Genomic DNA, 26271 nt, shown 5'->3' on the forward strand with positions numbered 1-26271 from the left:
AACATCTATTGTATCCCAATCTGACATTGTACAAATATACCATCAACATGAGTCAGTCGCAGAATACCGGCAAATGCGGATTACGCAGATGCTCAAACAACATTTGAATCTGCTGTTCCGTGTTACGATCAACCGACAACGGAGGCAATGCATCTTCGGCAAAAAAGCCGACGTCCATCGTCTCCGTTGTATCGGTGGCTGCTTCGCCTCCGGTAATCTCGCATAAAATAAATAGTTTATAAATATGCCAAGGTGATGGCGGATGCTGATGGAATTTTTTATCGAGGATGCCTAGCAGACGTACCGCTCTGGCTTCGTAGCCCGATTCTTCTGCTATTTCCTTCACGACAATCTCTTTGGGGGATAATCCGATGTCTGCCCAACCGCCCGGCAGCGCCCATGCTCCGTCGATCTTCTCGCGAATAAGCAAAATGCGTTCATCCCGAAATACGACACCACGCACATCCACTTTGGGCGTTGCATAACCCGTTTCATTCGCAAACAATCCACGAATCTGTTCTGTTTCCACATCCGTATACTGTTCCATGATCTCCACACTCAGCTCACGCAATTGCTGGAAACGCTCGATATCGTACACATCGCGCGAATATTCCAGTCCCGCTTGACTGATTGCTTGCATCTGCTTCGCCCACTCCAGCCACTTTGGCTCCACCGCTACCACCCTTTCCATCTCTCTCATCCGGCACTCAGTCTGCCGGGTTTGTCTCATATGGTAACAGATGGCGCGTGCAATTGTACAATTCGCAATTCCATTGCTCTGGCTCGTCACACTGGACGACGGTGATCGACATATTTTCAAGTGCATGCCACTTTGGTTCCTGCTGCAAAATAGCATTCAGCACATGATTCAGCAGTACACCGTGACTGACGATGAGAATACGTTCATTCGGATAGCGCTGTGCCAGCTCGCTCAAGCAGCTAATGCCGCGTGCTGCGCCAGATTCGGGTGTTTCCAGTCCAAGATCTTGTTGCTTCCAGTTCTCTCCCCAGCGTTCGATGCGTTCCGCCTGCGTCGTACCTTCGATTAATCCACCGTCCAGTTCACGCAGACGCGCATCGCAGGAGATATCCAGCTTGGCGGCTTCGGCGATTGCCTGTGCAGTCTGCTGCGCACGAATCAGGTCGCTGGCATAGATGCGATCCCAGTGCTCACCAGCGATGCGTTCGCCGAGCAAACGTGCCTGTTGCCACCCGTTTTCATTTAGAGGAATGTCCGAACTACCCTGTGCACGGCCTTCTTTGTTCCAGATTGTACTTCCATGCCGGATCAAGCCGAACGTCGTCATAATGATGCCTCCATTCCCTGTCGTTTCTGTTGAGATTCGCTGTATTATTCTGTTGAGATTCGCTGTATTATAAAGTGACTTTTGCATGTAAAAGGTATACAATGATCTTTTGGCAAGTCTGTTTGCATGATGCGCAATGCCACGTTCTGCACAGACCTCTATTTAGTGTATCATTTTTCATGTAAACGGTCTGTCCTTTTCGCAATTGTATGCTGTACGCTGGTCTTTCATTGGATATTAGCAGTACAGTCACACGTTCAACCGATTCATTCTGCGATTGATTTTGCAGTTTATATATGGCAATATAACGAAACGGATTAACGTTCGGCTATTCGTGTTTATACTATTCAAACACGGTGTTTTCCGAGGTGGATGGCTGACAGTCATCGTATCTCACTGTTTATCGTTGTTATTTTGGAAAGGGGTTCAATCATATCATGGCCAATACCATGTTTCGTCTGTTCACCGAGTTATCTTCACGCAAGTGGGTATCTCGACTGACAGGCAGCTTTGCCCAATCACGCGCCAGCCGCGCAATGATTCCGAAGTTTATTCAATTGTACGGAATTCCGGCTGAAGAAGCAGAGAAAAAAGTGGAAGATTATCATACACTGAACGAGTTTTTTACCCGTCGACTGCGTCCAGGCGCGCGACCGATTGATACGGACTCCATGTCCATAGCCAGTCCAGTCGATGCGCTGATTACCGCGATGGGTCCGCTAAACAATGAGCTGATTCCGAATGTCAAAGGGCAGGATTACACGCTGGAAGAACTGCTGAATCATTCCCCGCGCCTGGAATCGTACCGGGACGGCTATATGTTCGTATTATACCTCAGTCCGCGTGATTATCATCGCATCCATGCACCTGTGACCGGCAAGCAAACGGAACGCGAGCATATCGCTGGTAAAGTATATCCGGTGAATGAGAAAAGCATGGTGAACATGCGTACCGTGCTGAGCCGCAATGAGCGCCAGATTACGTATATGGCGCACCATTGTGGAGAAGTCGCTGTAGTCAAAGTGGGCGCGCTCAATGTGAGCAGCATCCGCTATGCCGATGAACAGCGCACGAGCTGGAACAAAGGCGATGAACTCGCTTATTTTGAATTTGGCTCTACTATTGTGCTACTCATGCAAAAAGGCACCTTTACCCCTGACGAAGAATTAGCGATCGGCAGCCGCGTCAAAATGGGCGAAAAACTCGGTACGCTGGTCGATCTGGAAGCTACACGTCCATACCAGCGAATCAAGGAAGCCGAATTGCAAAAATAGTAACTACAGCAACCGCAATCTACAGCAGCATTGATCAATTGTTATATTTGTAAACGACAGATAAAGCCTGGACAGCATCATGTGCTGACCAGGCTTTTTGCGTAAGCTTGTAAGGTGAATCCGCGTAAGATGCGAATTCTTATACCAAAATGAAGCTGTATATAAAATAAGTACGTTTACATCATTAAGTATAAACCGTTTTCAGAACCAAGCCTCTGCTTCGGGAATACTAATCTCAAAGCGGCGCAGGCGGCTGCGGAAACTTGTTCTACCGTTTCCTTGGTTACCGTTGCTTGTACGTCCCCGGCGTCTAAAGCGCATGACTGTACCCTCCTTTCTGGATGACTGTATGTGTAATCAAGCTGTATGTGAGTGGAGTGCTACATTTAGAATGAGGTGAGATTGTATTTACACAGCCTTTACAAATCGATATAACATGATTTGTACTTACCCCCGCATGTCAGCAATGAAACAAGCAGGCAACAAGCTAGGATCGCGCAGCAATCAGCGGATTTCGGAAGGGCTTTTGCCTGTATATTGTTTAAATTGACGACTAAAAAAGAAGATATCGCGGTATCCGAGTGCATCTGCTACCTCTGTTACATTCATGCCTGTATATACGAGCAGATGCTCCGCGCGCTCAATACGCATACGGATAATATAGGATTGTACTGATACGCCGATCAGTTCCTTAAATTTGATCGAAAAATAGCGTGGCGACAATCCGGCACGTGCAGCCAAATCCTCCACCCGGTGTGCCAAGCTTGGGTGCTGACGGATATAGTTTGCCACTTCCTGAATCGTCTCATTCAGCTGATTGCTCACTTTACGCGGTGCAGGTTTGTGCTGCTCATCACGCAGTAGATGGATCATAAGCTGCTTGAGAATCAGACGTGCTTCCTCTTCGGCAGCAAATGCCTGCTCTAACAACAGACGAACATAACGAACGAGCATATATTCAAAATCAATCGTTTCTTCCAATATACGATAATGTATAGGCACCTGACTGACCGGTTGATCCACATCGAAGTGAATATACGTTAACACCAGCGGTTTTTGCGGATTGTGGGTAGCGGTCGTCTCGTCACCCGGACGGAACAGAAAACAGCTGCCTTTGCTGATCGCATACGGCTCGCCGTTCAGAATCAATTCTCCTTCTCCGCTCCATACGTAGAACAGATCGTAGTTCGGCATTGGTTTATCTCGCTTCGGCCAGCGCCATTCCGGTTCGCAGAAGATTTTGGCAAAAGCCGGTTTTAATACGTAAGAAGATGGTGATAATTCAAGCATTCATGTCCCCCCCTTGATTCGTTTATGTGTATTTATGAGCAGCCGGAAGATGGTGATATACGATTCTCCACGACCGGCACATTGATCATAATGCAAAAAAGTTGCTATGCGCTTATATTGCGCAAAAAGAAGGCATTCGTCAATGGCTTGCCCTGCATCGCTATCAGAAAGAGGCAAATGTACATACCAATCATCCTGTATCAAACCTGCGATACGCGTTGCCATGCTAGCTGCAAACGCTGGATGCCCTCGCGAATTTGTAGTTCATCCATCTGAGCAAAACTAAAGCAAACTGACGGTGGTCCCGGCGTCAATCTGGAATCTGCTGCATCCCGCCAGTAGACTTGCAATTGACGAGCTTGCTGACGAAACCGTTCATATTGCTCTACCGATTGCGTCCATATACCGTAACGATGCAACCCCGAATCGGTCGGCATCCATTCAAACAGACCGTTCAATTGCTCATCCATTTGCTGCTGCAACAGATCGAATCGAGCGCGATACAACCGAGTCATCCGCCGCAGATGGCGCATGTACTCGCCGCGCATCATAAAGCGTGCCAGCGCGCGTTGTTCCAATTGCGAGGATGGCAGTGGATCGTACAGCTTTTTGGCGGCGATTAGTGCGGACGATAGACCAGGTGGCATGACCGCATAGCCGATGCGCAGACCGGAAAACATACTTTTGGAAAAGGAACCGACATAAATGACTGATTCCGACGTATCCAGCGCCTTGAGCGGCTCAATTGGACGACCACCCCAGCGAAATTCGCTATCATAATCATCCTCTACAATCCAAGCTGAATGACGATCTGCCCATTGCAGCAGCTGTTGACGACGCGCTAACGGTAAAATCACACCGGTCGGAAACTGGCGCCCCGGCGTGACAAACAACAGCTGCGATGCCCAATCCTGCGGCAAAATCCCATGCCGATCCAGCGGTGCCGGTATAATCTGTCCACCACTAGCAATAATGGCACGGGCGATGCCATTGTAACACGGGTCTTCCAGCACAACATCATCCTGCTCGTTAATTAGCAGCTGACAGAGCAGCACAATTACTTCCATCGAACCACTGCATAACACGACCTGCTCTGGTTTTGCCTGAATGCCTCTTGTTCGTCCCAGATGAGTGCAAATCGCTTCACGCAGACGTTCATCACCAGCGATACCAGTACTGCCTGCAAAATCAGGCGACTGCATATCGCGACTTGCTGCTGCCAGCGCCGTTTTCCATGCCGCTAATGAGCTACCAGATAGCAAAATATCCGGTGGAGCGAACGAAATAGGTGACAGATGTTCTTCTGTACACGCATGGTCATAGAGATGTGTAGGTAGCAACGAATGATTCAACGATCCATGTAGGCTGGAAATCGGATTGGTCGAAGTCTGTTCTGAATTGTTGGGCTGACCTTGGATAGAAGAACGATGATCAAGATCCAACACCCTCTGTCCCCAGCGTGATAACTGTGGACGGTCAGATGGAAGATCTTCGTTTTCATTTTCGTTTGCTTTTGCATTTGGATCATCGTTGTCATAAACGCGATTGGATTGTGACCATGCAGACGGCTGGTGATGCGGTTGTTCGTTAGACGTACTATTGGAATGAAGCGGTGGCAATCCCGCCAGCTGATCGGATACGTATGTGCCGCGCCCGACAGCAGATTCCACATAGCCCTCTGCCAGCAACAGATCATATGCCTCCGCTGCACTACCACGCGAAATACCGTACACTTCCGCCAACTTGCGAGTCGAAGGCAGCCGACTACCGCGCGCAAGCGTTCCATTCAAAATCCCTTCCCGTAGCGCATAATACAGCGCCAAATATTTATGCCCATGACGCTCCAATTGACGCTGATACGAGATCATAATCTCCATCGTACTGTCCCTCCCTTCGTAATCCTGTCTCTGTCTCTGACAATGATGTCAAATGCTATGTATAATTTCTATACTTTAACTCACTAAAATTGGACTACTCGTTTTGTGGATTATTGGATCTTTTCACCTGTCACTTTTTAGCATAATCTCAAACTACATAGTTGGTCAACCAATGGCAATGCGAGCTTGTCCATGGCAGAGAATGTATACAATAGACAGAGGGAGAGAATACACATGCGTAGAAAAGATTTCTCGATTGAGGAGCAGCAGGAGATTGAAGAATTTTTGGAAGAAGTCAGTTTTGGATTTCTGGGAATTCCTAGCGAGGATGGATGGCCGCGAGTCGTGCCGCTGAATTTTGCGTATGGCAATGGTGTCTTTTACGTGCATGGCAGTCGTGTGGGCGAGAAGATGAAGCTACTGCAACACGATAATCGGGTCAGCTTCTCGGCGGCACACGAATATGCGCTGATTCCTTCGTATTTTACAGATGCGGATATGGCATGCCCAGCGTCGTCCTTTTTCAAAAGTGTTACTGTACGCGGACATGCGGAGATCGTTACCGATCTGGATGAGAAGGCGGAAGCGTTAGGGATTTTTATGCGCAAATTGCAGCCCGAAGGCGGCTACGATCCGATCACCACCGACGATCCACGATATGTTCCACGTCTCAAAGGCGTAGCGCTGATCAAGATCGTTCCGCAGGAATGGAGTGCCAAATTCAAATTCGGGCAAAATGCGCGCGACGAAGAACGCCAGCAATTAATGACTGGCTTGCAACAGCGCGGTACCCCGGGCGATCTGGTAACGCTGGAAATGATGGAAAAGTACTGCCCGGCTCACCGCTCCGCACAGAATCCAGAATAATATTTCACCTGATCCTATACCTTTCTGTTCACATTCATCGTCACTTGACTCTTGGCTATCCTAATTTTCAATATATATGTAGGAACAAATTTTGTAGATACGTCAGCTATATGCTGCATAGCCAATATGTATTCACATCCTTTTCACATCTGACCGCGCAAAATTCACCGTCTGCACCGTGACACCTTCGCATCGTCAATGCTATACTATGAGACAGCGAAATCAGGCGGAAGCTCCTGAACAATCTCCATACTCTTCGCCTGGTTAATATTTAAGCAGACCCGGAAGGATGAAAAAGATGAACCCACTGGCAGGACAATTGAATGACAATTTGAAACAGGACAGTCCTTACATTTATGATATGCTGTCCGCGCTCGGCAAAGAGCTGTATTTTCCGAAGGAAGGCATTTTGAGCCAATCGGCGGAAGCGTCGAGTAAGGCGAAGAAATACAATGCCACGATCGGGATTGCGACGGAAAACGGCAAGCCGATGCATTTGAAGGTCATTCAGGACTCCTTATCCGCTTTTCAGCCAAAAGATCTGTACCCGTATGCACCACCAGCCGGCAAACCAGAATTGCGTACCGCATGGCGTGAGAAAATGATCAAGGACAATCCGTCTCTAGCCGACAAAACATTCGGTAACCCGGTAGCTACCAATGCCCTAACCCACGGTTTGAGCATCGTTGCCGATCTGTTCGCCGACGTTGGCGATGCGATCATTTACCCGGACAAAAACTGGGAAAATTACGAACTGACCTTCGGCGTACGTCGCGGTTCAGAGATCGTCAATTATGAGCTCTATACCGACGACATGAAATTCAATAGCGACGGACTGCGTGAAGCATTGCTGGCGCAAAAAGATAAAGGCAAAGCGATCGTCATTCTCAATTTCCCGAACAACCCGACAGGCTATACGCCAGATGTGGAAGACGGTCATCGCATTGTTGCAGCGATCAATGAAGCGGCGCTGGCAGGCATCAATGTTGTTGTCGTAACAGATGATGCGTACTTCGGATTGTTCTTTGAAGATTCGATGCACGAATCGCTCTTCGGTGAACTGACAGGTTTGCATCCGCGTGTGCTGCCGATCAAAGTCGATGGCGCGACCAAAGAAGAATATGTATGGGGCTTCCGCGTCGGATTTATTACGTATGGCGCTCAAAGCAGTATCGCTCTGAATGTACTGGAGCAAAAAACACTGGGTATTATCCGCTCCACGATTTCCAGCGGTGCGCATCCTTCGCAAACATTCGTACTGCACGCACTGCAATCGCCGGATTTTGAAGCACAAAAAGAAGAAAAGTTCCGCATTATGAAAGGTCGTGCCAACAAGGTCAAAGATTTGCTCGATAGCGGCAAATATGACGATGTGTGGGAGTATTATCCGTTTAACTCCGGGTACTTTATGTGTCTGAGACTAAAAGATGTATCCGCTGAAGCGGTACGTCAACGTCTGCTGAGTGAGTACGAGATCGGCACGATTGCCCTGGGCGACCACGATCTGCGCGTCGCATTTTCCTGTATTGAGGAAGAGTATCTGGAAGATTTGTATAATCTGATTTACCAGGCGGTTCTGGATGTGAAGCAGGGGTAATATGTTATCTAACTATAGAATCATAGGATGTAGCTCAAAATGATAAACAGGTCTGCGGAATATGCTGAACATCAGCATATGCTCCGCAGGCTTTTTTGTATGGAATTGGTGCAGAAAATGAAGCTGTTATATGTTGGATGATAATGAATATGGACAGTGCAGCTGCTCTACTATCCAGCCTCTTCCATTGAAGGAAAAATTCATTTTCAAATCCGTTTTGTTATAGTATTATGAATCCATATACCTACATACCTATTTCCTATAATAATAGATAAAAAATAACAATTATAGGCGGAAAGTTGTGGATTATATACACTTCGACTCATATCCACTCAATTGGGGGAACAACGGGAATGATCAAACAGAAAATACAACCGTGGGCTGTGCTGCTGTTAAGCACATTGCTAGTACTGCCTGTAACAGGCTTCAGTGGTAGTTCGACGGTTCATGCAGCAACAGATACACAGCATCATTGGGCAAAGCAAGTATTAAACGATTGGCAAAACAAAGGTTATATTAGTGGTTTTGAAGATGGCAGTCTGAAACCGGATCAAAGTGTAACCAGATCGCAGCTGGCTGCACTGATCAACAAAGCATACGGGTTTACTCACGCCGCTTCTATCCAGTATACGGATGTACAACCGTCCGACTGGTACTACAATGATGTAGCTATCGCCAAAGCAGAAGGTTATATGGAAGGATACAAAGACTCTACCTTCCATCCCAACAAACAAGTAAGTCGTCAGGAACTAGCAGTCATTCTCACCTCGCTCAAAAAATTAAAATCATCCAATTCAGCTAGCACGCTGACAGATACCGCCAATAGTCCATCATGGAGCAAAGGCTCGATCGGCGCTGTAATCGATAGCGGTCTGATGAAGGGCGACGAAAAAGGCTTCCGTCCCAAAGACACCACTACCCGCGCTGAAGCAGTAACAGTACTGGATCGTTCTCTGCAAGCAGCGACTTCAGCCGCAACTGTATACAATACGGCAGGCGTATATGGTCCAGCTAGCGGGCAACAGTCTCTAAGCGGGAATGTACAGTTGAATGCCGCAGGCAGTACTTTGCGAAATACAATCGTTGAAGGTGATCTCATCCTCGGCGAAGGAATTGGCGAAGGCGATATCCTGCTGGATCATGTAACCGTCAAAGGGACAACGACAATCAATGGCGGCGGCAGTCACAGCATTCATTTGGAAGACTCCGCATTTACCAATGTAATTGTTAATAAGAAAAGTGGGGATGTACGCATCATCACTGCCGGATCGACCACGATTCAACAATTACTGCTGCAATCTGGAGCGACATTGGAAGAAGAAACATCTACCTCCTCCGGCTTTAGTAATGTGATTCTGTCTTCCTTTATCCCATCTGGCTCTACGGTAAGCATGAAAGGACATTATGATGCAGTCGATGTAGCTTCCTCTAATGTAAATATTCAACTAAATAGCGGTGCGGTAGATCAACTGGCAGTATCCGCTAATGCAATCAACAATCGCATCAATCTGCCAACCGCAGCCTCCATCGGTACACTGAGTCTGAATGCACCAACTACCGTAAACGGGAATGGAACTATTCATCAGGCATATATTCGTTCGTCCGGCGTAACGATTACACCGAAAGTGGGGCAAACCACGCTAAGTGACGGCATTACTGCAAAAGTACAGGGTGATACCCTTGGTCTTCCACAAGCAACGACCAATATCAAAAAGGACGATGACAAGGATAAAACCAGTACAACGCCTGTACCGGAAGTTATACAACCGCAATCATATAATCTGGATGTAACAAATGGGAAAGCGATTTTGCCAGCCGAATTGGCATATGCCGGGCTGAATATGAGCGATATGAAAATTACGTTCACACTGGATGGTAAGCCGTATTCACCTTCATTGTTAACCTCACTGCATTACGATAGCGCTAGTCACTCGCTGCAATTCGCACCATTTATCGTGAAAGAAGTTAACTACGGTAAAATCGTGCAAATTACAGTAGAACCATCCGGTCCGTCTTCTTTGTTAAAAGCTTCGCTTAAAGGTAGCTTCCGTATTCATGGAGCGGTCGGACGTATTACCGATCTACAAGGCGAGCCAGTGCACAACATGTTGATTTCGTTCCGTAGAGGTATGGATGTGCGGACTGGTCCTATTGTTACTACTACCGAAAGTGGCTACGATGGTGAATACCGATTGGACTTGCCACCGGGCGTATATACCGGTGAATTACAAAAAGATGGCTATCTCATTACGTATGTCACCGTTTCTGTTCTGGCAGAGGAATATACCGAAACCGACGCAGTCGCTATTCCCAAAGCGGGGCAAGATCAGATTCGTATCGTGCTGACATGGGGCGAATTTCCACAGGACGAAGATGCTCATCTCACTGGACCAGCCGGAGATGGCTATGGATTCCACATCTCTCCGATGGATGAGAACAACTATATCTATAATGATGAAGTGTACGCGCAGTTAGATCAGGATCAACAAAAATCGTATGGACCAGAAACGATAACGATCCGTAAGCGTATGGATGGGCAATATATGTTTTACGTGACTAATTATAGTGCTATGCAATCATCCAGTGCAGCTAGCTTGAGCCGTTCCTCTGCACGGGTGCAAGTATATGTTGGTGATGCCAGTGCACCAATGAAGACGTATGATATTCCGACCGAAGGCGGCAATGAAACAGTATGGCGCGTATTTGATCTGGATGTAAAAGATGGGCAACTACAATTTTGGGATTATAACAGTCTGTTTGATTATGCACCTTATTCACCATACATGCCGGTTCAGAATAGAACGCAGCTTAACGAGCTAAAGCAGCAGTTGGATGATGAAGTCGATCTGCTGCCCGCAAGTCTCACATTGCCGTATGATACAACACCGCAGCAAGCGGTTGAATTGATTACGAGTGGCAGTGATCCAGAAGTCGGACGCACTGTGACTTCCATCAATCCTGTACAAACGACAAATGCAAGTACAGTTACCGCAGATGCGTACCTCGGAGCTTCCGAGTACAAAGATAATCTACAGTTGCTGCAATACAATGGCAGTACGGTTGCAACACAATATGATGTAACCGTACAATTTTATATTGATAATCTGGAAAAGAGTCGTGTCATCCGTATTACAGTTCCAACTATCGATACATGGCTGAATGAAGCGGCGGTTGAAGCACAAACATTGATCAGTCGTTATGGTGATGAAGATACAGCACAACTGCAAGCTGCTGTTGCTCGTCAACAAGCATTGACTAATGATGCAATCACAAACGATAAAATTGCAGTATTGGAGCAACTCAACATAGCACTCAGTGAGTGGTAAAACGTATCTCACTAGCTAACACTTCATAATTCATCGCAGCTAGATACTTTGAATACTAAACTAGTAAAAGCCAGTCCTTTATGGGGACTGGCTTTTTTGTACACTACTAGACATGATGCGAAGCATGTTATACATAGGAATCGAAACGGATGAAGCCAGTCAGCATTCATTTTATAAACGAATCATGAAGCACCAGTTTTAAGCCAAATACGCCTCTTTCACCTGATCATTTTTCAGCAACTCGCCCGCTTGATCCTGTAGCGTAATCTCGCCTGTCTGAATGACATATCCGCGATGCGCGATTTGTAGCGCTTGATACGCATTTTGTTCCACCAGCAAAATCGTCATGCCAGTCTCATTCAGCTCCTGAATGATCTCAAAAATCTGATCCACGATGACAGGTGCTAGTCCCATCGACGGCTCATCCAGCAGCAGGATTTTCGGACCCATCATCAGCCCGCGCGCAATCGCCAGCATCTGCTGTTCGCCGCCGCTCATCGTACCGCCGACCTGATGATACCGCTCCTTCAATCTTGGAAAATAAGCAAATGCCTTTTCGGTACGCTCTTTGATCAGACTTTTGCTTTTTACAGAGAATGCACCCATCTCCAAATTCTCTTTGACTGTTAAACGTGGGAAAATGCGGCGTCCTTCTGGCACATGGGCGATGCCGCCCTGCGCAGTCAGATGCGGTGGCTGGGCGGTGATGTTTTTACCGTTGAACCAGATTTCGCCTTTCATCTTCACCTGACCGCAGATTGATTTGAGTGTGGTCGATTTGCCTGCTCCGTTGGAGCCGATCAGGGTAACAATCTCGCCCTCGTTCACTTCGATATCGATGCCGCGCAGCGCTTGAATGGCGCCGTAATAAGCCTCGACCTGTTTCAGTTGCAGCAGACTCATTCCGCCACCACTCCTTCCTCCACTGCACTTTTACCGAGATATGCCTCGATCACTTTCGGATTGGTACGAATATCTTCTGGACCACCTTCTGCAATTTTGACTCCGTGATCCAGTACTAGAATATGATGTGACAGCTCCATCACGAGTTTCATATCATGCTCGATCAGAATAATGGAAATGTTCAGCTCGCTCTGGATGCGCCGGATCAATCCGGTCAGATCGGCGGTTTCGCGCGGGTTCATCCCAGCGGCTGGTTCGTCGAGCAATAATACTTTTGGCTTGGCTGCCAGTGCACGGGCAATTTCCAGTCGTCGTTGCGCGCCGTATGACAGACTGCTTGCTTCGGAATTGTACCATTCTGCCAGACCTACATATTCCAGCAACCGATACGCTTCTTGCTGTGAATGATGCTCTTCGTGCCGAACGCGCGGCAGATTCAGTAGCGTACCGACGACACCGGTTTTCAGATGGATATGCATGCCGACCTGTACATTTTCCAGTACGGTCATGCTGCCGAACAATCGGATATTTTGAAATGTACGGGCGATGCCTTTGCCAGTAATGCGATCCGGCTTCACATTGACGATCGATTCACCGTCTAGCTGAATACTGCCGCCGTCCGGTACGTAAATGCCCGTGATCATATTAAAAAAGGTTGTTTTGCCCGCACCATTCGGTCCGATGACTGCGGAAATCTGACCGCTTGGAAACTCAAAATCCACGCCGCCCACCGCCGTCAGCCCGCCGAATGTTTTGGTCAATCCGCTCACCTTCAGGATGCTCATTCTGCCAACCCCCTTTTTGTATATTCCTTACAGCTTCAATTCGATGATGCATACCATCGTAATCTTCCGATCTGATCCATCAGTGGCTATACAATGTATAGTTTTAGTGATGATTCGCTTCCGAGGTCGGTACAGGAACGATAACTACAGGGGTGTAGCGCGCCATGATCGAACCGGTGAGATGAATATACGCATTGCTCCAGAACGATGAACGCTTTTGAGACGATTGTTGTACCGTCTGGCTTTCGCTGAAGACATCGGATGTAGATGCTGTGTGCTGAATATTCCGTTCCAATGTATCCTGTTCATTTGGAGCTGACTTCGGTACGAATGGCAGCAGCAGGGGTTTTAGAGTTTGGATGATGGTCACCGGTAACAACCTCCTTCGGAATTTTGCGATTTTTGGCAGCGATAAGACCGTTGGGACGGAAGATCGCGACCAGAATCAAGATCATGCCGAAAATAAACCGTTGCATTTTGGATGGAGACAGCGCTGTCGGTACATTAATAATGCCTTGCATGGACAGCTGGTTGAGCCAGTTGGTCACTTCCGTTAGCACCTGCAAATTCAAGATCGTGACAAGACTCGCGCCGAGAATAACACCTGGTACACTCCCCATACCGCCGAGCACGACCATAACAAGAATCGTCGTCGATTCGATCAGCGTAAAGCTTGTCGGATCGATAAATGTCTGCTTCGCCGCGAACACTACACCCATCATCCCGGAAAAGGATGCCCCGATCGCAAAGGCGATCAGCTTGGTACGAATGAGCGGAATCCCCATCGACTGAGCAGCGATTTCATTTTCACGAACTGCTTTCCATGAACGTCCGAGTCGGGAATGCTCCAAGCGACGTACTGCGAAGATTACGATCAGCAAAATCGCAATCACGATAAAGTAAAACTGATGCGGAAACGTAAAATCAAAACCGAACAGATCTGGCGGCTGAATCGAGGATAAGCCCATCGCGCCGTTCGTGATGTTCACCGGCTTTTCCAGATTGTTAAAGATGATGCGGATGATCTCCCCGAAACCGAGAGTGACGATGGCTAAGTAATCGCCCTTGACCCGCAGTACTGGCAACCCAAGCAGAATCCCGAAGATGCCTGCCATAAAGCCGCCGAGCAAAATGAAAATCCAGAATGTACCACCGGATAGCGGAAACAGCTCACCGGAGATAAAATTGTTCGCCTGATCGGTAGCAAAGATACCATACGTATATGCCCCAACCGCGAAAAAAGCGATAAAGCCCATATCCAGCAGACCGGCAAAGCCGACCACAATATTCAATCCCAGCGCCATCGCCACATAGATGCCGCATTGCGTCGCCACTTCCATATACGATTCATACGAAGAGCCGCCGGATGTAGCGAACGGAATGACGACCACCAGCAGCACGAGTGCGATGATCCATTTGATCCCATTCGTAAACGAGGTGTAATACAGTAACAGCAACGATCCTAGCATTAACAAAAAGGCGGTGACCGAACGATCCATTAGATAGACCGCCCCCGCCGTCACGAGTGTGAAGGCAATCAGGAGCAATCCTTGTGCCAGCTTGCTGCCGCGCAGCGATGAGCGTACATTTGCCAGTTTTCCCATATGCTTCACCTACACTTTCTCTTTGACGGCTTTGCCAAACAAGCCTTCCGGTTTGAAGATCAGTACGACGATCAGAATCGCAAATGCGAATACATCCTTGTACTCTGCGCCAAAATTGCCACCGGTCATAATGCCGAGGTTCGCGGAAGCAAACATCTCCAGCACACCGATTACGACACCGCCGAACATCGCGCCGCGGATATTGCCGATGCCGCCCAGTACCGCAGCAGTAAAAGCTTTTAGCCCGAGAATAAAGCCGATATACGGATCAATCGTGCCATATTGCTGTGCGAACAGAACGCCTGTCGAACCGCCTAGTGCCGAGCCGATAAAGAAGGTTAGCAAAATGACTTTGTTCACGTTGATCGACATCAAGGAAGCCGTCTCCCTATCCTGCGCCACGGCACGCATCGCGCCGCCCCATTTGGAACGATTGACGAAGATGTCCAGACCGATCATCAATACAATCGCTACGATAAAAATAAAAATCGTATTCGTCTTCACTGTTGCATTGCCAAACGCCGCCGACAACGACGAGAACCCGAGTGTAAAACGTCCTTCAAACAACTGCGGTACGCTGACGATGTAGTTGCCTGTTTTCAGCTCAGCGATAAACCGAACCACGTCCTGCAAAACGAACGAGACGCCGAATGCCGAGATGAGTGAGATTAGCTTCGGTGCCTTGCGCAGCGGACGATACGCTACACGCTCAATACCGACACCGAGTGCTCCAGTGACCATCATCGCAATAAACAGAATAAGTACATACGAGAGCCATGGCGGCATGCCGCTCGATAATCCCATCGCCTGAAATCCGAACAGGACAGCGGTGCCGACAAACGCTCCGGTCATGAAAATCTCCCCGTGCGCAAAGTTGATCAATTCCAGAATGCCATATACCATCGTGTATCCGAGTGCCACGACCGCATAGATCGCGCCTAGTGCCAGACCGTCAATCAGCACCTGGGGCAATGTTTGTAAAATAGTTGCGAACATGAACGTACCCCTTTCGTAAGGAATAAAACAAGAGCCAAAAGGTATGCCGTCAACCTGCACATACCTTTTGGCCGCATGCTAACTTCCGTATTATTGGCTCACTTCGGAAACAAGCTCACCCGGATAAGTGTCCCCTTTAAATTCGTAAATGTAGACTTTTGCAAAGGAGTTGTCGCCTTTGTCATCAAAGGAAACTTCGGTGGCAATCCCTTTGAAATCTTTCGTTGCACGGACTGCATCACGAACGGCTTCACGAGTTGGCAGTTCACCTTTGCTGCTTTCAACTGTTTTCTTGATTGCATCTAGCATGATGGTCATGGAGTCGTAGGCGTAAGCGGAATAACCTTCTGGCGCTTTGCCGAATTCTTTTTGGTAACGTCCCGCCCAATCTGTACCGCCTTCCATTTTGGCAATTTCACCGGCTACGGAGCTGTACAGTGCACCTTTAACATCGGCACCTGCAACTTCTACCAGACCGGAGGAATCCAGTGCATCGCCGCCCATGATCGGTGCGGTAATGCCTTTATCGCGTGCCTGCTTGATGATCAGACCACCTTCCGCATACAGACCGCCGAAGAAGATAAAGTCTGGGCTTTGCGTTGCCGCAATGTTAAGTACGCCGTTGAAATCTTTCTCACCGACTGTAATGCCTTCATAACCAACGATCGTTGCACCTAGCTCCTGCGCTTTATCGCGGAATGCTTCGGCAAGACCTTGACCGTATGCCGTTTTATCCTGAATGACAAAGATCTTTTTCGCGCCGACCGTGTTCACCGCGTAATCAGCAGCTGCCGGACCTTGGAAGTCATCACGCGCTACGACGCGGTTAGCAACTTTCAGCTTGCGATCTGTAAACTCGGTTGCCGTACTGGCTGGCGAGATCATTGGAATATTGTATTTTTCATACACAACGGAAGATGGAATGGATACCCCGGAGTTCAGGTGACCGATAACGCCCAGTACGGATTGATCGGCACCGATTTGCTCAGCGTTGGCAACGCCTTTTTTCGGATCGCCCTGATCATCGTAAGGAACGAGTTCGAGGGAATAGCCCAGTTTGGTGAATTCTTCTTTGTGATCTTCGAGCGACATCTGCGCGCCGAGACGGATCGCTTCGCCCTGAATCGAGCTGCCGCCGGATAGAGGGGATTGGGTGGCAATTTTGATTACTTTGCCTCCACTGCTATCTCCTCCAGATGCGCCGGTTGTTGTTCCCGTACTACCACTGTTGCCACAACCTGCCAGCAAGCCCGTAATCAATGTTGCTACCACCAAACCATTCCATTTCCACTTCATACTTTGTAATCCCCCTCTTTAATGTAAGTTTATATAACATATAAAGATATAATAACTTGACTAAAGTATACATAGACGTCATGCATAGAGCAATCAAAACTTTTAATCCAAAACTTCATATATTGGAATATATTATGAATTAATATTTCAAAATTCCGAATATTATGCTGGATAAACGTCTTTATTTTTCGTTTCAGACGAATTTCGTATACATTCTATAAATAAATATGCATTTTCGAGTGATTTCATTTATAGTCATTTGTAGGATTATGTAGTTTTTCATAGGTTTTAGTTTAGAATTTTCTCTGCTTTAAATGTTAGTTTATATAACATTTAAAATAAATATTTTCTATTGAAATGTTAAATTTTATTTATCAGCTGTATTTCTGGAATATATATGTAAAAAAGCGATCTACCTAGTAGGCAGATCGCTTCGATATTTATAATGTGACAAGCATTTCGATCATATGAATTTCCCATGTACTCATTTATTATATATATCCTTTGATGCGAGCGATGGCTTGTTTAGCAGCTGTTTTCCCATTGGGCGATCCAATACGCACAACATCCGCAAGCCATTCCAACGCTTGTTCATCACGATGATACCCTAGAATCTCACATGCCCGTTCTTGCACATACATATCTTCATCCTGCACATAATGATATAGTGTGTGCAATTGTTGTGCAGGAGTCAATGCCATAATGCAATACAACCATTGGCAACGTAGATCATCATCTATATCCATCTGTTGCAGTCGAGATTGAAGTTCAATGATACATTCCACATCCAATTTCATCTGTTTTTCCGCTACTGAATATTCCAAAGTTGCCGGATAATCACGTCTCCACTCACTCCACATCGCAGAGGAACGCTGTTCCCACTGCATTAGAAAAGAAGACAAGTCACAAAACACAGGAGAAATATCTGTCTCTTCATGTCGCACAGTACAAATACGATACGACAAAGGTCCCTTATAAAAGACACCTATATAATTGGACTCATCATCTGTCCATAATAGTAAGATATCGTGAAACACTTCAATTTGAGATGTGAACGTAAGCATCTCCTGAATCTCCCCCAACTCCATAAAACGAATGTTACATTCATTCGGCAGCAACATAGCCAGTTGGGATCTATGCCGGTCTAGCGGCTCTATCCATTGGGATGGTAATGAAATCGATACGGCTTCTAATATTTCGCTAATTAGCATATGTAATAACTCCTTGCTTCAGTATTCGCTTTTGTATTTGATTGTACTACAATTATGTAGAACGACTCCAATAAAGACATAGCTTGGATAACATCCAATATTCCTTCGACATACAGTCTTTAATATACAAAAAGAAAAGGAAACGCTTGGCAAAGCGTCTCCTTTCCGAGATAGATTTCTCAGGAACTTGGATCGAGAATATGGTTAACCAGATCGCTTAAAGGCACAGTTGCCAGCGCGATGGCGGTATCGGTTACGCCATAATAAATATAGAGCAGATCGTCTTTGACAATGTTGCCAGTTGGGAAGATCACGTTGGGAATCTGGAAGCCGAATTTCTCATAGTAGGTTTCGGGTTCCATAATGAAGTGATGAGTGCGAGCGATGACCAATTCCGGGTTGTCCAAGTCGAGCAGCATAGCGCCGACACGGTAAACGATCTGGTCGTCCACTCCGTGGTATAACACAAGCCAGCCTTTATCGGTACGAATTGGTGGAGTCGAGCCGCCGATTTTGCGGGATTCCCAATCCATGTTTTCCGCTTTGGCGAGTAGCTTAGGTTCATCCCAGTGAATCAGATCATCAGAATAGGTGATCCACATCGCTGCTTTATCTGTGCCGTATGGTGTGCCTATGTATTCTTCAGGACGGCGCAACAGGACGTATTTGCCGTTGATTTTTTCTGGAAACAGGATATTGTCGCGGTCGTTAATCTCCAGCGGAGTCGTATCGGACACATGCTTCCAGTGGATCAGATCGGTAGAGGATACGATGCCAGAGCGGGTCAACCAGTGTCCCGGCTCGTTGCCCCAGCCGTCAGGATATTCAGGAATGGAGCGCTCAGGAATACCAGCACCGGTCGGATAGTAATTCATCGCACACGGACGCAGTGCATAATTCAGGTAAAAGGTGTCGTCAATTTTGACAATACGGGGGTCTTGTACACTACCATACGGAAATCCCAGCTCATCCGGCGTCAATATCGGTTGATCCACCACATGGGTAAAATGCACACCGTCGTCGCTTTCCAATAAACCAAGATAGTTTTTACAAGGGGTTAACGAACCGGCGGTGCGCTCAATCATATAAAACTTGTCATTGTCCACGATAACGGCGGGATTGAATACAGTCACTTTGCGCCATTCATACTCGCCGGGTACGACGATGGGATTGGCTTCATGTCTTGTGATTTTCATTCACTGCCTCCTGCGATATGGAATGTGGGTAGGTCATATACTTTATTTAATATAACATTATGATGTTTAAAATAAAAACAAAATATGCCTTCCTATCAAAAAAGATGATAGTCCATTCCAATAAACGATAACGTAGCAGTGCAGATGTTATGCAGCAGAAGTCATTCTATATTCCCAGACAGCAATGATCCCTTCATCCTTCTAACCTTGCGCTGTCGTAGTCGAAAGGTGCGGAACGATGAAGGGATGACATTGTACTATTCCTTGTATATGAATCGTAACTATAGCCTACTGCCTCTCAGGTAAAATAAATTAGCTCATCGCGGCAAAGGTTTTCTCCAGTGCTTGTTCAATCGCGACATGCTCGTAGCCAAGATCGCGAGCAACCGCTTCATACGTCATGAAGCCTGCGGCGGTGTTTACACCTAGCTTGAGTGCAACATTCTTTTCCAATGCAATGCGCAGACCGAGATTGGCGATTAACGAAACATAAGGCATGGTGACATTAGTCAGCGCCAATGTGGACGTTTTCGGTACAGCTCCAGGCATGTTCGCGACGGCATAATGCACGACATCATGCTTTTCGTAGGTTGGATCATTATGAGTAGTAATGCGATCCACTGTCTCCACAATGCCACCCTGATCAATCGCCACATCAACGATGACAGAATGAGCTTCCATCTGCTTGACCATATCCTCAGTCACCAGCTTCGGTGCTTTGGCACCCGGAATCAGTACAGCACCGATCACAAGATCAGAAGCTTTTACCGCTTCTGCGATATTGTATGGATTGGACATCAGCGTCTGTACGGACGAACCGAAAATCTCCTCCAGTTGACGCAGACGGTCGGCGCTCAGATCGATAATCGTTACGTCCGCGCCCATACCAACAGCAACGCGGGCTGCATTTGTACCGACGACTCCACCGCCAATAACGGTCACTTTGCCTTTTTTCACACCCGGTACACCACTAAGCAAAATCCCTTTACCACCGTGCGGACGCTCTAAGAACTGGGCACCGATCTGTACTGCCATCCGTCCGGCAACTTCACTCATCGGGGTCAACAGCGGCAGCGTGCGGTTCACTTCTACCGTTTCATAAGCGATACCGATGACCTTTTTGTCCAATAATGCAGCAGCCAGTTCTGGAGCAGCCGCCAGATGGAGATAGGTGAACAGAATGAGTCCTTCGCGGAAATAACCATATTCCGATGGCAACGGTTCTTTGACCTTGAGGATCATATCCGCAGTTGCCCATACGTCAGCAGCCTGTGACAGCAGTGTTGCGCCTGTCGCTGCATAAGCTTCATCCGTAAATCCGCTACCTATGCCTGCACCGCTCTCCACATATACGTGATGCCCTGCACCTGTTAACGTTGCCACACCTGCTGGCGTAATTGCCACGCGGTTTTCGTTGTTTTTGATTTCCTTCGGGACTCCAATCTTCATATCCATTCCTCCTTAAAATGTACTGCTGTATCGAACGTTGCTGAACCATACACTCATTATAGGATAGCTAAAATATCATGTAATCGTCTGTTTCCCCAAATTTGATAGAATTCACTTGTTTAAAAACACAAAAAGCCCCCTATAATGTCATTTAAATTAACACAAAAGAAGGCTTATTACATTGTGATGCTATGTTGAGGTGGATATACTAGTAAGTTTTTATGGCATTATGTTAATCTTTTACCCGTGTATGACAGGTTCGTATCATTTCATTATAGTCTGATAGCATACCTATGTTGATTTTGTAGGTATCACTATAGATATGCTACATGTATCGATACGTATACACCCTTCGACTTAATGCTCACCGTCAAACCAGAGCAGCTTCAATTCCAAGTACAAGGTCACCTTTTCCGCCATGCTATTGAGGTTAATCCCACCCACCTCGGCAATGCGGCGCAGGCGATAATTCAGCGTATTACTATGCACATGCAAAATCGCCGCAGCTTGCTTACCATCGCTATCCCGATCCAGAAATACCGCCAGTGTTTGTAGCAGATTGCTGTTATGCTCCTGATCGTAAGCAGCTAAGCGATCCAGCGGTCCCCATGATACCGGGAATTGACGCGCCTCGCGATGCATCGCTGGTAAATATCTGTAAAAGCCCGCATCCGGGTAATACGTGATGGACTGCGTTTCCGGCAAATGCTGATGCAGCACGAGCAGCTCTTTTGCCTGTTCGTAGCTACGCTGGATATGCAGCGCTGAGCTAACCTGTTCTCCGGCGGCGATCATGCCAAACTCACTGACAGGTAACAATTGCTGTACCCGCGCGACCATAGAACGAATACGCGTGGGCAGATCGGACGGCTGTTGTCCCGCCTGACAGCCGCACAGTAAAATCAGTCGATTCCCTTCTTCCATATATAGAGGAATCCGCACTGCATATTCTACTGCTGCCTGCTGGATACGCTCCGTACATGTATGTAGATGACGATGCTCGCCTTGCTCCATCAGCAGTACATAATGGTACGGAAGCAGCTCAATGCTATGACTGCGTGCATGATCTGCGGCTTCCTGCTCCGATTGAAAACGACCATTTAACAGACGGCGTAACAGATCGATCTTCTGTTGACGTTGTTGCTGCTGCATCATTTTGGAAGCGGCGATTACAGCGCCTCGGCGAAACTGCTCCAATTGCTCATCGCTATACGAACCGTCATGCTCCATTAGCCAGATATAACCGATGACCTCATCGTAATGACGAACCGAGATCGCCATGCGGCGGCTCAAGCCCACATCACTCAATTGCCGAATATGCTGCGGCTCAGCACTATCCTGCAATTGCTGCATCGCTCCAGATTCATATAATGCTCGCTGGACATGCTCGGGTACACGACGACCGATAATCGTCGCAATGCGCGCCGGATCGGTATTCGGATCGTGCATACTATAGGCAAGCAGCCGATGCGCTTCATCCTCAATCGTCACCGGGCTGCCCATCACTTCGCTGATCATCTCCGCCAGTGTTTGCAAACTATCCACTTCGTGCTCATTTATTTTTTTCATATCCATCGGTGTCCACCACCTGTCTGCCGGTTGTTGGTCATGTTTCATTGTGCATGGTCTAATCGATCGCTGGATACAACGACAGCAAGCCGGGCTTACGAAGCACCGGCGCTGTTATTGTACATAGGTATGATTCTAGATTGTATAGGCTTGTGTTGTTGCACATAGCTGTTTGTGTGTATAACGATTGTTCTACATCGTATATTCTCATGCTGTTGGCTAGATTTGCATTCTGAACATGTAAGCGAGCTTGTTATCCCAACTCATCATCAGCTGCCAGATCGCGCAGCCATTTCCGATTGAGCGAAGCGCGCTGCATCCATACGACGACTAGACCTGCTGCCAGTGTCCATACCATACGCAGCGGATCGCCAGTGAATAGAAATGGAATCCACAGCACTACCGCGATTAACAACTGGGCGTGAGTGATCAGGCGCACCGTTTCTAGTCGCTGTGCTGTAACCGGTAGCGGATAAATGGATAACCAGAGTGTGTCCGTATGCTGTTTGCGTAGCATCGTCATCTGAACGCCGGACAGCAGAATGAACAGCAGATATACCGCTACTCCAAACCACGACAGACGCGCCAGTAGCACTAGCACAATCCCGATGATGACGAACCGTGCCAGCGTTGGCAGAAGTTCGCTACGTACAAAAGTCTTGATTAACAGAAAACGGAATGCCTGCTCCTGATTCCAAGGCACTCGGCGTCCGATAAAGGACAACCAGCGACGGTGATTGATCTTGCGTTCACCGGTCGGTACATCGACGAACCAACCGAGCATACGCATCACACCTGCGGCATGATTCTTCTCAGCAGCAATCAATCGTTCCCAAGGCACAGCCGCTTTACCAGGCAGACGCAGAACTAGCCAGTACACGATCACGCCCACAATCACAACGACACTCGCAGTCGTCAGTGGTAGCCACAGCCATGCCGCCAGCAAAGCGGTAATATACACATACCGCAACAGTCGGAACAGCACACGCGCAGTCTGTCCGTTGATGCGTAGCTCCTGCCAGCTGCCGTAATTGCTGGCGATTTTGAGCAATAATAGAACAGCGAACAGCAGCAATAGCGGCTTGGCATCAGCCGCGGCACGTACATAGAACGGCCACGATACGAGCGCAATGAGCGCCAGCCAGATATATTTACCGATCACACTACTACGCCAAGCTGGAGCAAAATAGTTCTGCATCTGTGTTTCCAGTGGCAGCATGAAGATCACATCCGCCGGTCGCATATACGTACGAACTGTTCCATATATCGTCAGCGGTGTCAGCAGCACCAGCATAATCCAGTACACCGGCAAGCCTGCTGGAATATGTTGCACAAACGTCGTATACCAGGCGGCAAAGGCAATGAGCAGAAAGAAAGTCACAACTGCCACACCGCTCTGGACAATATATTGCGTATACGGCAAAATGCGACCCCAGAACTCGCCGCGCCGCTTTTGCCGCAACTCTGCCAGATTAATCATTGCTAACCGTCCAAGTCGAATCCTGTACCAGATCATAGAAAATCTGCTCCAGCGGTACGCCCTGCTGACCCGTCTGCTCACGAATCTGCTCCAGTGTACCTTGTACAATTACGCGACCTTTGTGCAATACGATAAATCGGTCGCAATAATTCTCAATCGTGGACAAAATATGCGAACTGAGCAAAATCGACGAACCGCTCTGCTTCGTTTCTACCATAAAATCAAGCAAGGAACGAATACCAAGCGGATCGAGTCCGAGAAACGGCTCATCGATCACATACAGCGGCGGTGCCGCCACAAAGGCGCACATGATCATGACCTTTTGCTTCATCCCTTTGGACAGATGCATGGACAAACTATCTTCCTTTTCGCCCATATTGAACAGCGAGATGAGGCGTGCTGCCCGCTGTTCATACAGACTCTGATCGACACCATAAGCGCGTGCGGTGAATTCCAGATGCTCGCGCACCGTCATTTCCTCATACAGCTGCGGCGACTCCGGTACAAATGCTAGCGAAGAACGGTACTGCTGAGCGTCGCTTTGCAGTGTCGTTCCATGAATCTGTACTTCGCCACCCTGCGGTGTCATCAGACCGAGAATATGCTTCATCGTTGTACTTTTGCCTGCACCGTTCAAACCGATCAGACCGATCATCTCGCCACGGCCAACGCTGAAACTAATATCGTGCAGGACAGGCTTGCCAAGACTGTAGCCGCCAGTCAGACGGTCTACCTGAAGTACGGGCACCTGTTCCATAGACTATAACCTCACTTTTCGTCAGAAGCGCCATTCCGTTTGGCTTTCAGCCATTTTGGCGCTCCTTTGCTTTTTTGATCGGCTTTGCGCACTTTGGCTTTGCCATCGCGTTTGGTTGGTGCAGCTTTGCCAGTAGCTGGACGACGCGCTGGTGCTTCTGATGATGTGTGTTCCTGCGTGCGGAAGCCATTCGTCTGACCTTGATTACTAGATGTAGCTGTATTGGCATTTCCTAAGCCTGCACCATTGCTATTGGTTGCCTGATCGCCTGCTGGTTTATCGTTACGGACAACCGGCTTTTTGCTGCGCGGCTTGACTGGGGAAGCGGTACGTGCTTCGCCACTCTCCAGAACGAGTTCTTTTAACGAGATATGCAGCGTATCGCTGAACTTGCGCATAATGAAGCGCTCGCGTTCGGTAATGATCGAAGCGGACACGCCTTTTTTGCCCATACGACCGGTACGTCCACTACGATGCACATAAAATTCCGCATCAAATGCCGGGTCCAGACTGACGACCAGATTCAGGTCTTCGATATCCAGTCCACGCGCAGCTACATCGGTTGCGACCAGCACCTGCAATTTGCCGGAGCGGAATTGTGCCAGCACGGTGCTGCGGGTTACTTTATCAGCGTCACCGTAGATCGCGCGCGCTCTAAAGCCCATATATTCCAGCTTGGATTCGACTTCAGCGATCTGCTCGGTATCGTTAACGAATACGATAGAACGCGGTGCTTTGTAATGGCGCAGCACACGACGCAGCGTATCCACTTTGTCGCGTTCTTCCGTTACAAAATACACATGATCAATCGCGGACGCGGTATGCTGTACCGGCTCGATGCCAACGATAGCATGATCGTTCATCTCGCGCTGAGCGATGCTATGAATCTCTTCATTAATCGTAGCCGACAAGAACACAAGCTGACGGTCACGTTTGGCGCTTTTGATAATCCGTTGTACATCGCTACCGCCACCAAGCCCAAGTACCTGATCCACTTCATCGACTACGATCGTACTGACGTTGTGCATCTTCAGCTTACGTACATTGATCAGCTCGTTGATACGTCCCGGCGTACCGACCGCGATATGTGGGTGACGACGCAGCTTTTCGATCTGGCGCTTGATTGCTGCGCCGCCGATCAGTCCGAGTGAAGTGATGCCTTTCTCTTCGCCATACCGCTCACATTCGCGAACGATTTGCATCGCCAGCTCCTGCGTTGGTGCGAGGATCAGCGCCTGCATCTCCTTTTGCTCTGGATTGATCTTTTCCAAAATTGGCAGCAGATATGCTAACGTCTTACCGCTACCAGTCTGCGATTGAGCGAGCACATCGCGTCCTTCCAAAATAAGCGGAATGCTCTGTTCCTGCACCGGCGATGGTGCGGTAATGCCATAACGGGACAGTGCATCATTCAGCGATTCACCAATGCCCAGCCCGAGAAAATTTACGTTAGTTTCCATAAGTTTCATCCTTTATCTTTCCATACT

General features: G+C 47.9%; 21 protein-coding genes. 4 read left to right on the plus strand and 17 right to left on the minus strand.

Going from position 1 to position 26271, the window contains the following annotated elements:
• Positions 1 to 52 precede the first annotated feature (52 nt).
• Complete coding sequence (locus ACE3MZ_RS18635; protein WP_411346847.1) at positions 53 to 673, minus strand: NUDIX hydrolase; 621 nt, start codon at positions 671 to 673, stop codon at positions 53 to 55.
• A gap of 34 nt (positions 674 to 707) precedes the next feature.
• Positions 708 to 1307, minus strand: a complete 600-nt coding sequence (locus ACE3MZ_RS18640) for a histidine phosphatase family protein (RefSeq protein WP_411343609.1) — start codon at positions 1305 to 1307, stop codon at positions 708 to 710.
• 437 nt (positions 1308 to 1744) lie between these two features.
• Here ACE3MZ_RS18640 and asd point away from each other — a divergent pair, with 437 nt between their 5' ends.
• Positions 1745 to 2581: an archaetidylserine decarboxylase gene (asd, locus tag ACE3MZ_RS18645; RefSeq protein WP_411343610.1), complete on the plus strand. Its 837-nt coding sequence runs from the start codon at positions 1745 to 1747 to the stop codon at positions 2579 to 2581.
• 504 nt (positions 2582 to 3085) lie between these two features.
• Here the strand turns inward: asd and ACE3MZ_RS18650 are convergent.
• Positions 3086 to 3871 carry a helix-turn-helix domain-containing protein gene (locus tag ACE3MZ_RS18650; protein WP_411343611.1) on the minus strand — a complete coding sequence of 262 codons (786 nt, stop codon included), beginning with the start codon at positions 3869 to 3871 and terminating at the stop codon, positions 3086 to 3088.
• A gap of 200 nt (positions 3872 to 4071) precedes the next feature.
• Positions 4072 to 5748, minus strand: a complete 1677-nt coding sequence (locus ACE3MZ_RS18655; RefSeq protein WP_411343612.1) for a PLP-dependent aminotransferase family protein — start codon at positions 5746 to 5748, stop codon at positions 4072 to 4074.
• A 234-nt stretch (positions 5749 to 5982) separates the two neighbouring features.
• Between ACE3MZ_RS18655 and ACE3MZ_RS18660 the strand changes: the two genes are divergently transcribed.
• The 3 genes from ACE3MZ_RS18660 to ACE3MZ_RS18670 all read left to right on the plus strand — a co-directional run bounded on the left by ACE3MZ_RS18660 (position 5983) and on the right by ACE3MZ_RS18670 (position 11538).
• Positions 5983 to 6615 (plus strand): pyridoxamine 5'-phosphate oxidase family protein, encoded by a 633-nt coding sequence (locus ACE3MZ_RS18660; protein ID WP_411343613.1) that lies wholly within the window; start codon positions 5983 to 5985, stop codon positions 6613 to 6615.
• Positions 6616 to 6913: 298 nt separating this feature from the next.
• Positions 6914 to 8212, plus strand: coding sequence for an aminotransferase class I/II-fold pyridoxal phosphate-dependent enzyme (locus ACE3MZ_RS18665; RefSeq protein WP_411343614.1), 1299 nt, complete (start codon positions 6914 to 6916; stop codon positions 8210 to 8212).
• 353 nt (positions 8213 to 8565) lie between these two features.
• On the plus strand, positions 8566 to 11538 hold the full coding sequence (locus tag ACE3MZ_RS18670; protein WP_411343615.1) for an S-layer homology domain-containing protein: 2973 nt from the start codon (positions 8566 to 8568) through the stop codon (positions 11536 to 11538).
• Positions 11539 to 11736: 198 nt separating this feature from the next.
• On the opposite strand, the gene ACE3MZ_RS18675 is transcribed toward ACE3MZ_RS18670, so the two are convergent.
• The 13 genes from ACE3MZ_RS18675 to ACE3MZ_RS18735 all read right to left on the minus strand — a co-directional run bounded on the left by ACE3MZ_RS18675 (position 11737) and on the right by ACE3MZ_RS18735 (position 26244).
• Positions 11737 to 12441, minus strand: a complete 705-nt coding sequence (locus tag ACE3MZ_RS18675) for an ABC transporter ATP-binding protein (RefSeq protein ID WP_411343616.1) — start codon at positions 12439 to 12441, stop codon at positions 11737 to 11739.
• Positions 12438 to 13226 (minus strand): ABC transporter ATP-binding protein, encoded by a 789-nt coding sequence (locus ACE3MZ_RS18680; protein ID WP_411343617.1) that lies wholly within the window; start codon positions 13224 to 13226, stop codon positions 12438 to 12440. Before ACE3MZ_RS18680 ends, ACE3MZ_RS18675 begins: the two co-directional genes overlap by 4 nt.
• A gap of 103 nt (positions 13227 to 13329) precedes the next feature.
• Positions 13330 to 13596, minus strand: a complete 267-nt coding sequence (locus tag ACE3MZ_RS18685) for a hypothetical protein (protein WP_411343618.1) — start codon at positions 13594 to 13596, stop codon at positions 13330 to 13332.
• The gene (locus tag ACE3MZ_RS18690; protein ID WP_411343619.1) at positions 13532 to 14830 is read right to left on the minus strand and encodes a branched-chain amino acid ABC transporter permease; all 1299 of its coding nucleotides are present in this window, start codon (positions 14828 to 14830) and stop codon (positions 13532 to 13534) included. The genes ACE3MZ_RS18685 and ACE3MZ_RS18690 overlap by 65 nt, the downstream gene beginning before the upstream one ends.
• Before the next feature lie 9 nt (positions 14831 to 14839).
• A complete protein-coding gene (locus ACE3MZ_RS18695; protein WP_367063079.1) occupies positions 14840 to 15826 on the minus strand; it encodes a branched-chain amino acid ABC transporter permease in 987 nt (328 codons plus the stop codon).
• A 90-nt stretch (positions 15827 to 15916) separates the two neighbouring features.
• Entirely contained in the window at positions 15917 to 17122 is a 1206-nt protein-coding gene (locus tag ACE3MZ_RS18700) for a branched-chain amino acid ABC transporter substrate-binding protein (protein ID WP_411343620.1), read from the minus strand.
• 491 nt (positions 17123 to 17613) lie between these two features.
• Positions 17614 to 18333: a HEAT repeat domain-containing protein gene (locus tag ACE3MZ_RS18705; RefSeq protein WP_411343621.1), complete on the minus strand. Its 720-nt coding sequence runs from the start codon at positions 18331 to 18333 to the stop codon at positions 17614 to 17616.
• A gap of 179 nt (positions 18334 to 18512) precedes the next feature.
• Positions 18513 to 19529: a glycosidase gene (locus ACE3MZ_RS18710; RefSeq protein ID WP_411343622.1), complete on the minus strand. Its 1017-nt coding sequence runs from the start codon at positions 19527 to 19529 to the stop codon at positions 18513 to 18515.
• Between the two features lie 312 nt (positions 19530 to 19841).
• Positions 19842 to 20978 (minus strand): alanine dehydrogenase, encoded by a 1137-nt coding sequence (ald, locus tag ACE3MZ_RS18715; protein ID WP_411343623.1) that lies wholly within the window; start codon positions 20976 to 20978, stop codon positions 19842 to 19844.
• A gap of 357 nt (positions 20979 to 21335) precedes the next feature.
• On the minus strand, positions 21336 to 22553 hold the full coding sequence (locus ACE3MZ_RS18720) for a PucR family transcriptional regulator (protein WP_411343624.1): 1218 nt from the start codon (positions 22551 to 22553) through the stop codon (positions 21336 to 21338).
• Positions 22554 to 22800: 247 nt separating this feature from the next.
• Positions 22801 to 24063: an ABC transporter permease gene (locus tag ACE3MZ_RS18725; protein WP_411343625.1), complete on the minus strand. Its 1263-nt coding sequence runs from the start codon at positions 24061 to 24063 to the stop codon at positions 22801 to 22803.
• On the minus strand, positions 24020 to 24784 hold the full coding sequence (locus tag ACE3MZ_RS18730; RefSeq protein WP_411343626.1) for an ABC transporter ATP-binding protein: 765 nt from the start codon (positions 24782 to 24784) through the stop codon (positions 24020 to 24022). Before ACE3MZ_RS18730 ends, ACE3MZ_RS18725 begins: the two co-directional genes overlap by 44 nt.
• 11 nt (positions 24785 to 24795) lie before the next feature.
• Complete coding sequence (locus tag ACE3MZ_RS18735; RefSeq protein WP_411343627.1) at positions 24796 to 26244, minus strand: DEAD/DEAH box helicase; 1449 nt, start codon at positions 26242 to 26244, stop codon at positions 24796 to 24798.
• Between the last annotated feature and the right edge of the window lie 27 nt (positions 26245 to 26271).

The sequence above is a fragment of the Paenibacillus sp. WLX1005 genome (assembly GCF_046603685.1).
In the GTDB taxonomy this organism is placed as follows: Bacteria; Bacillota; Bacilli; order Paenibacillales; family Paenibacillaceae; genus Saccharibacillus.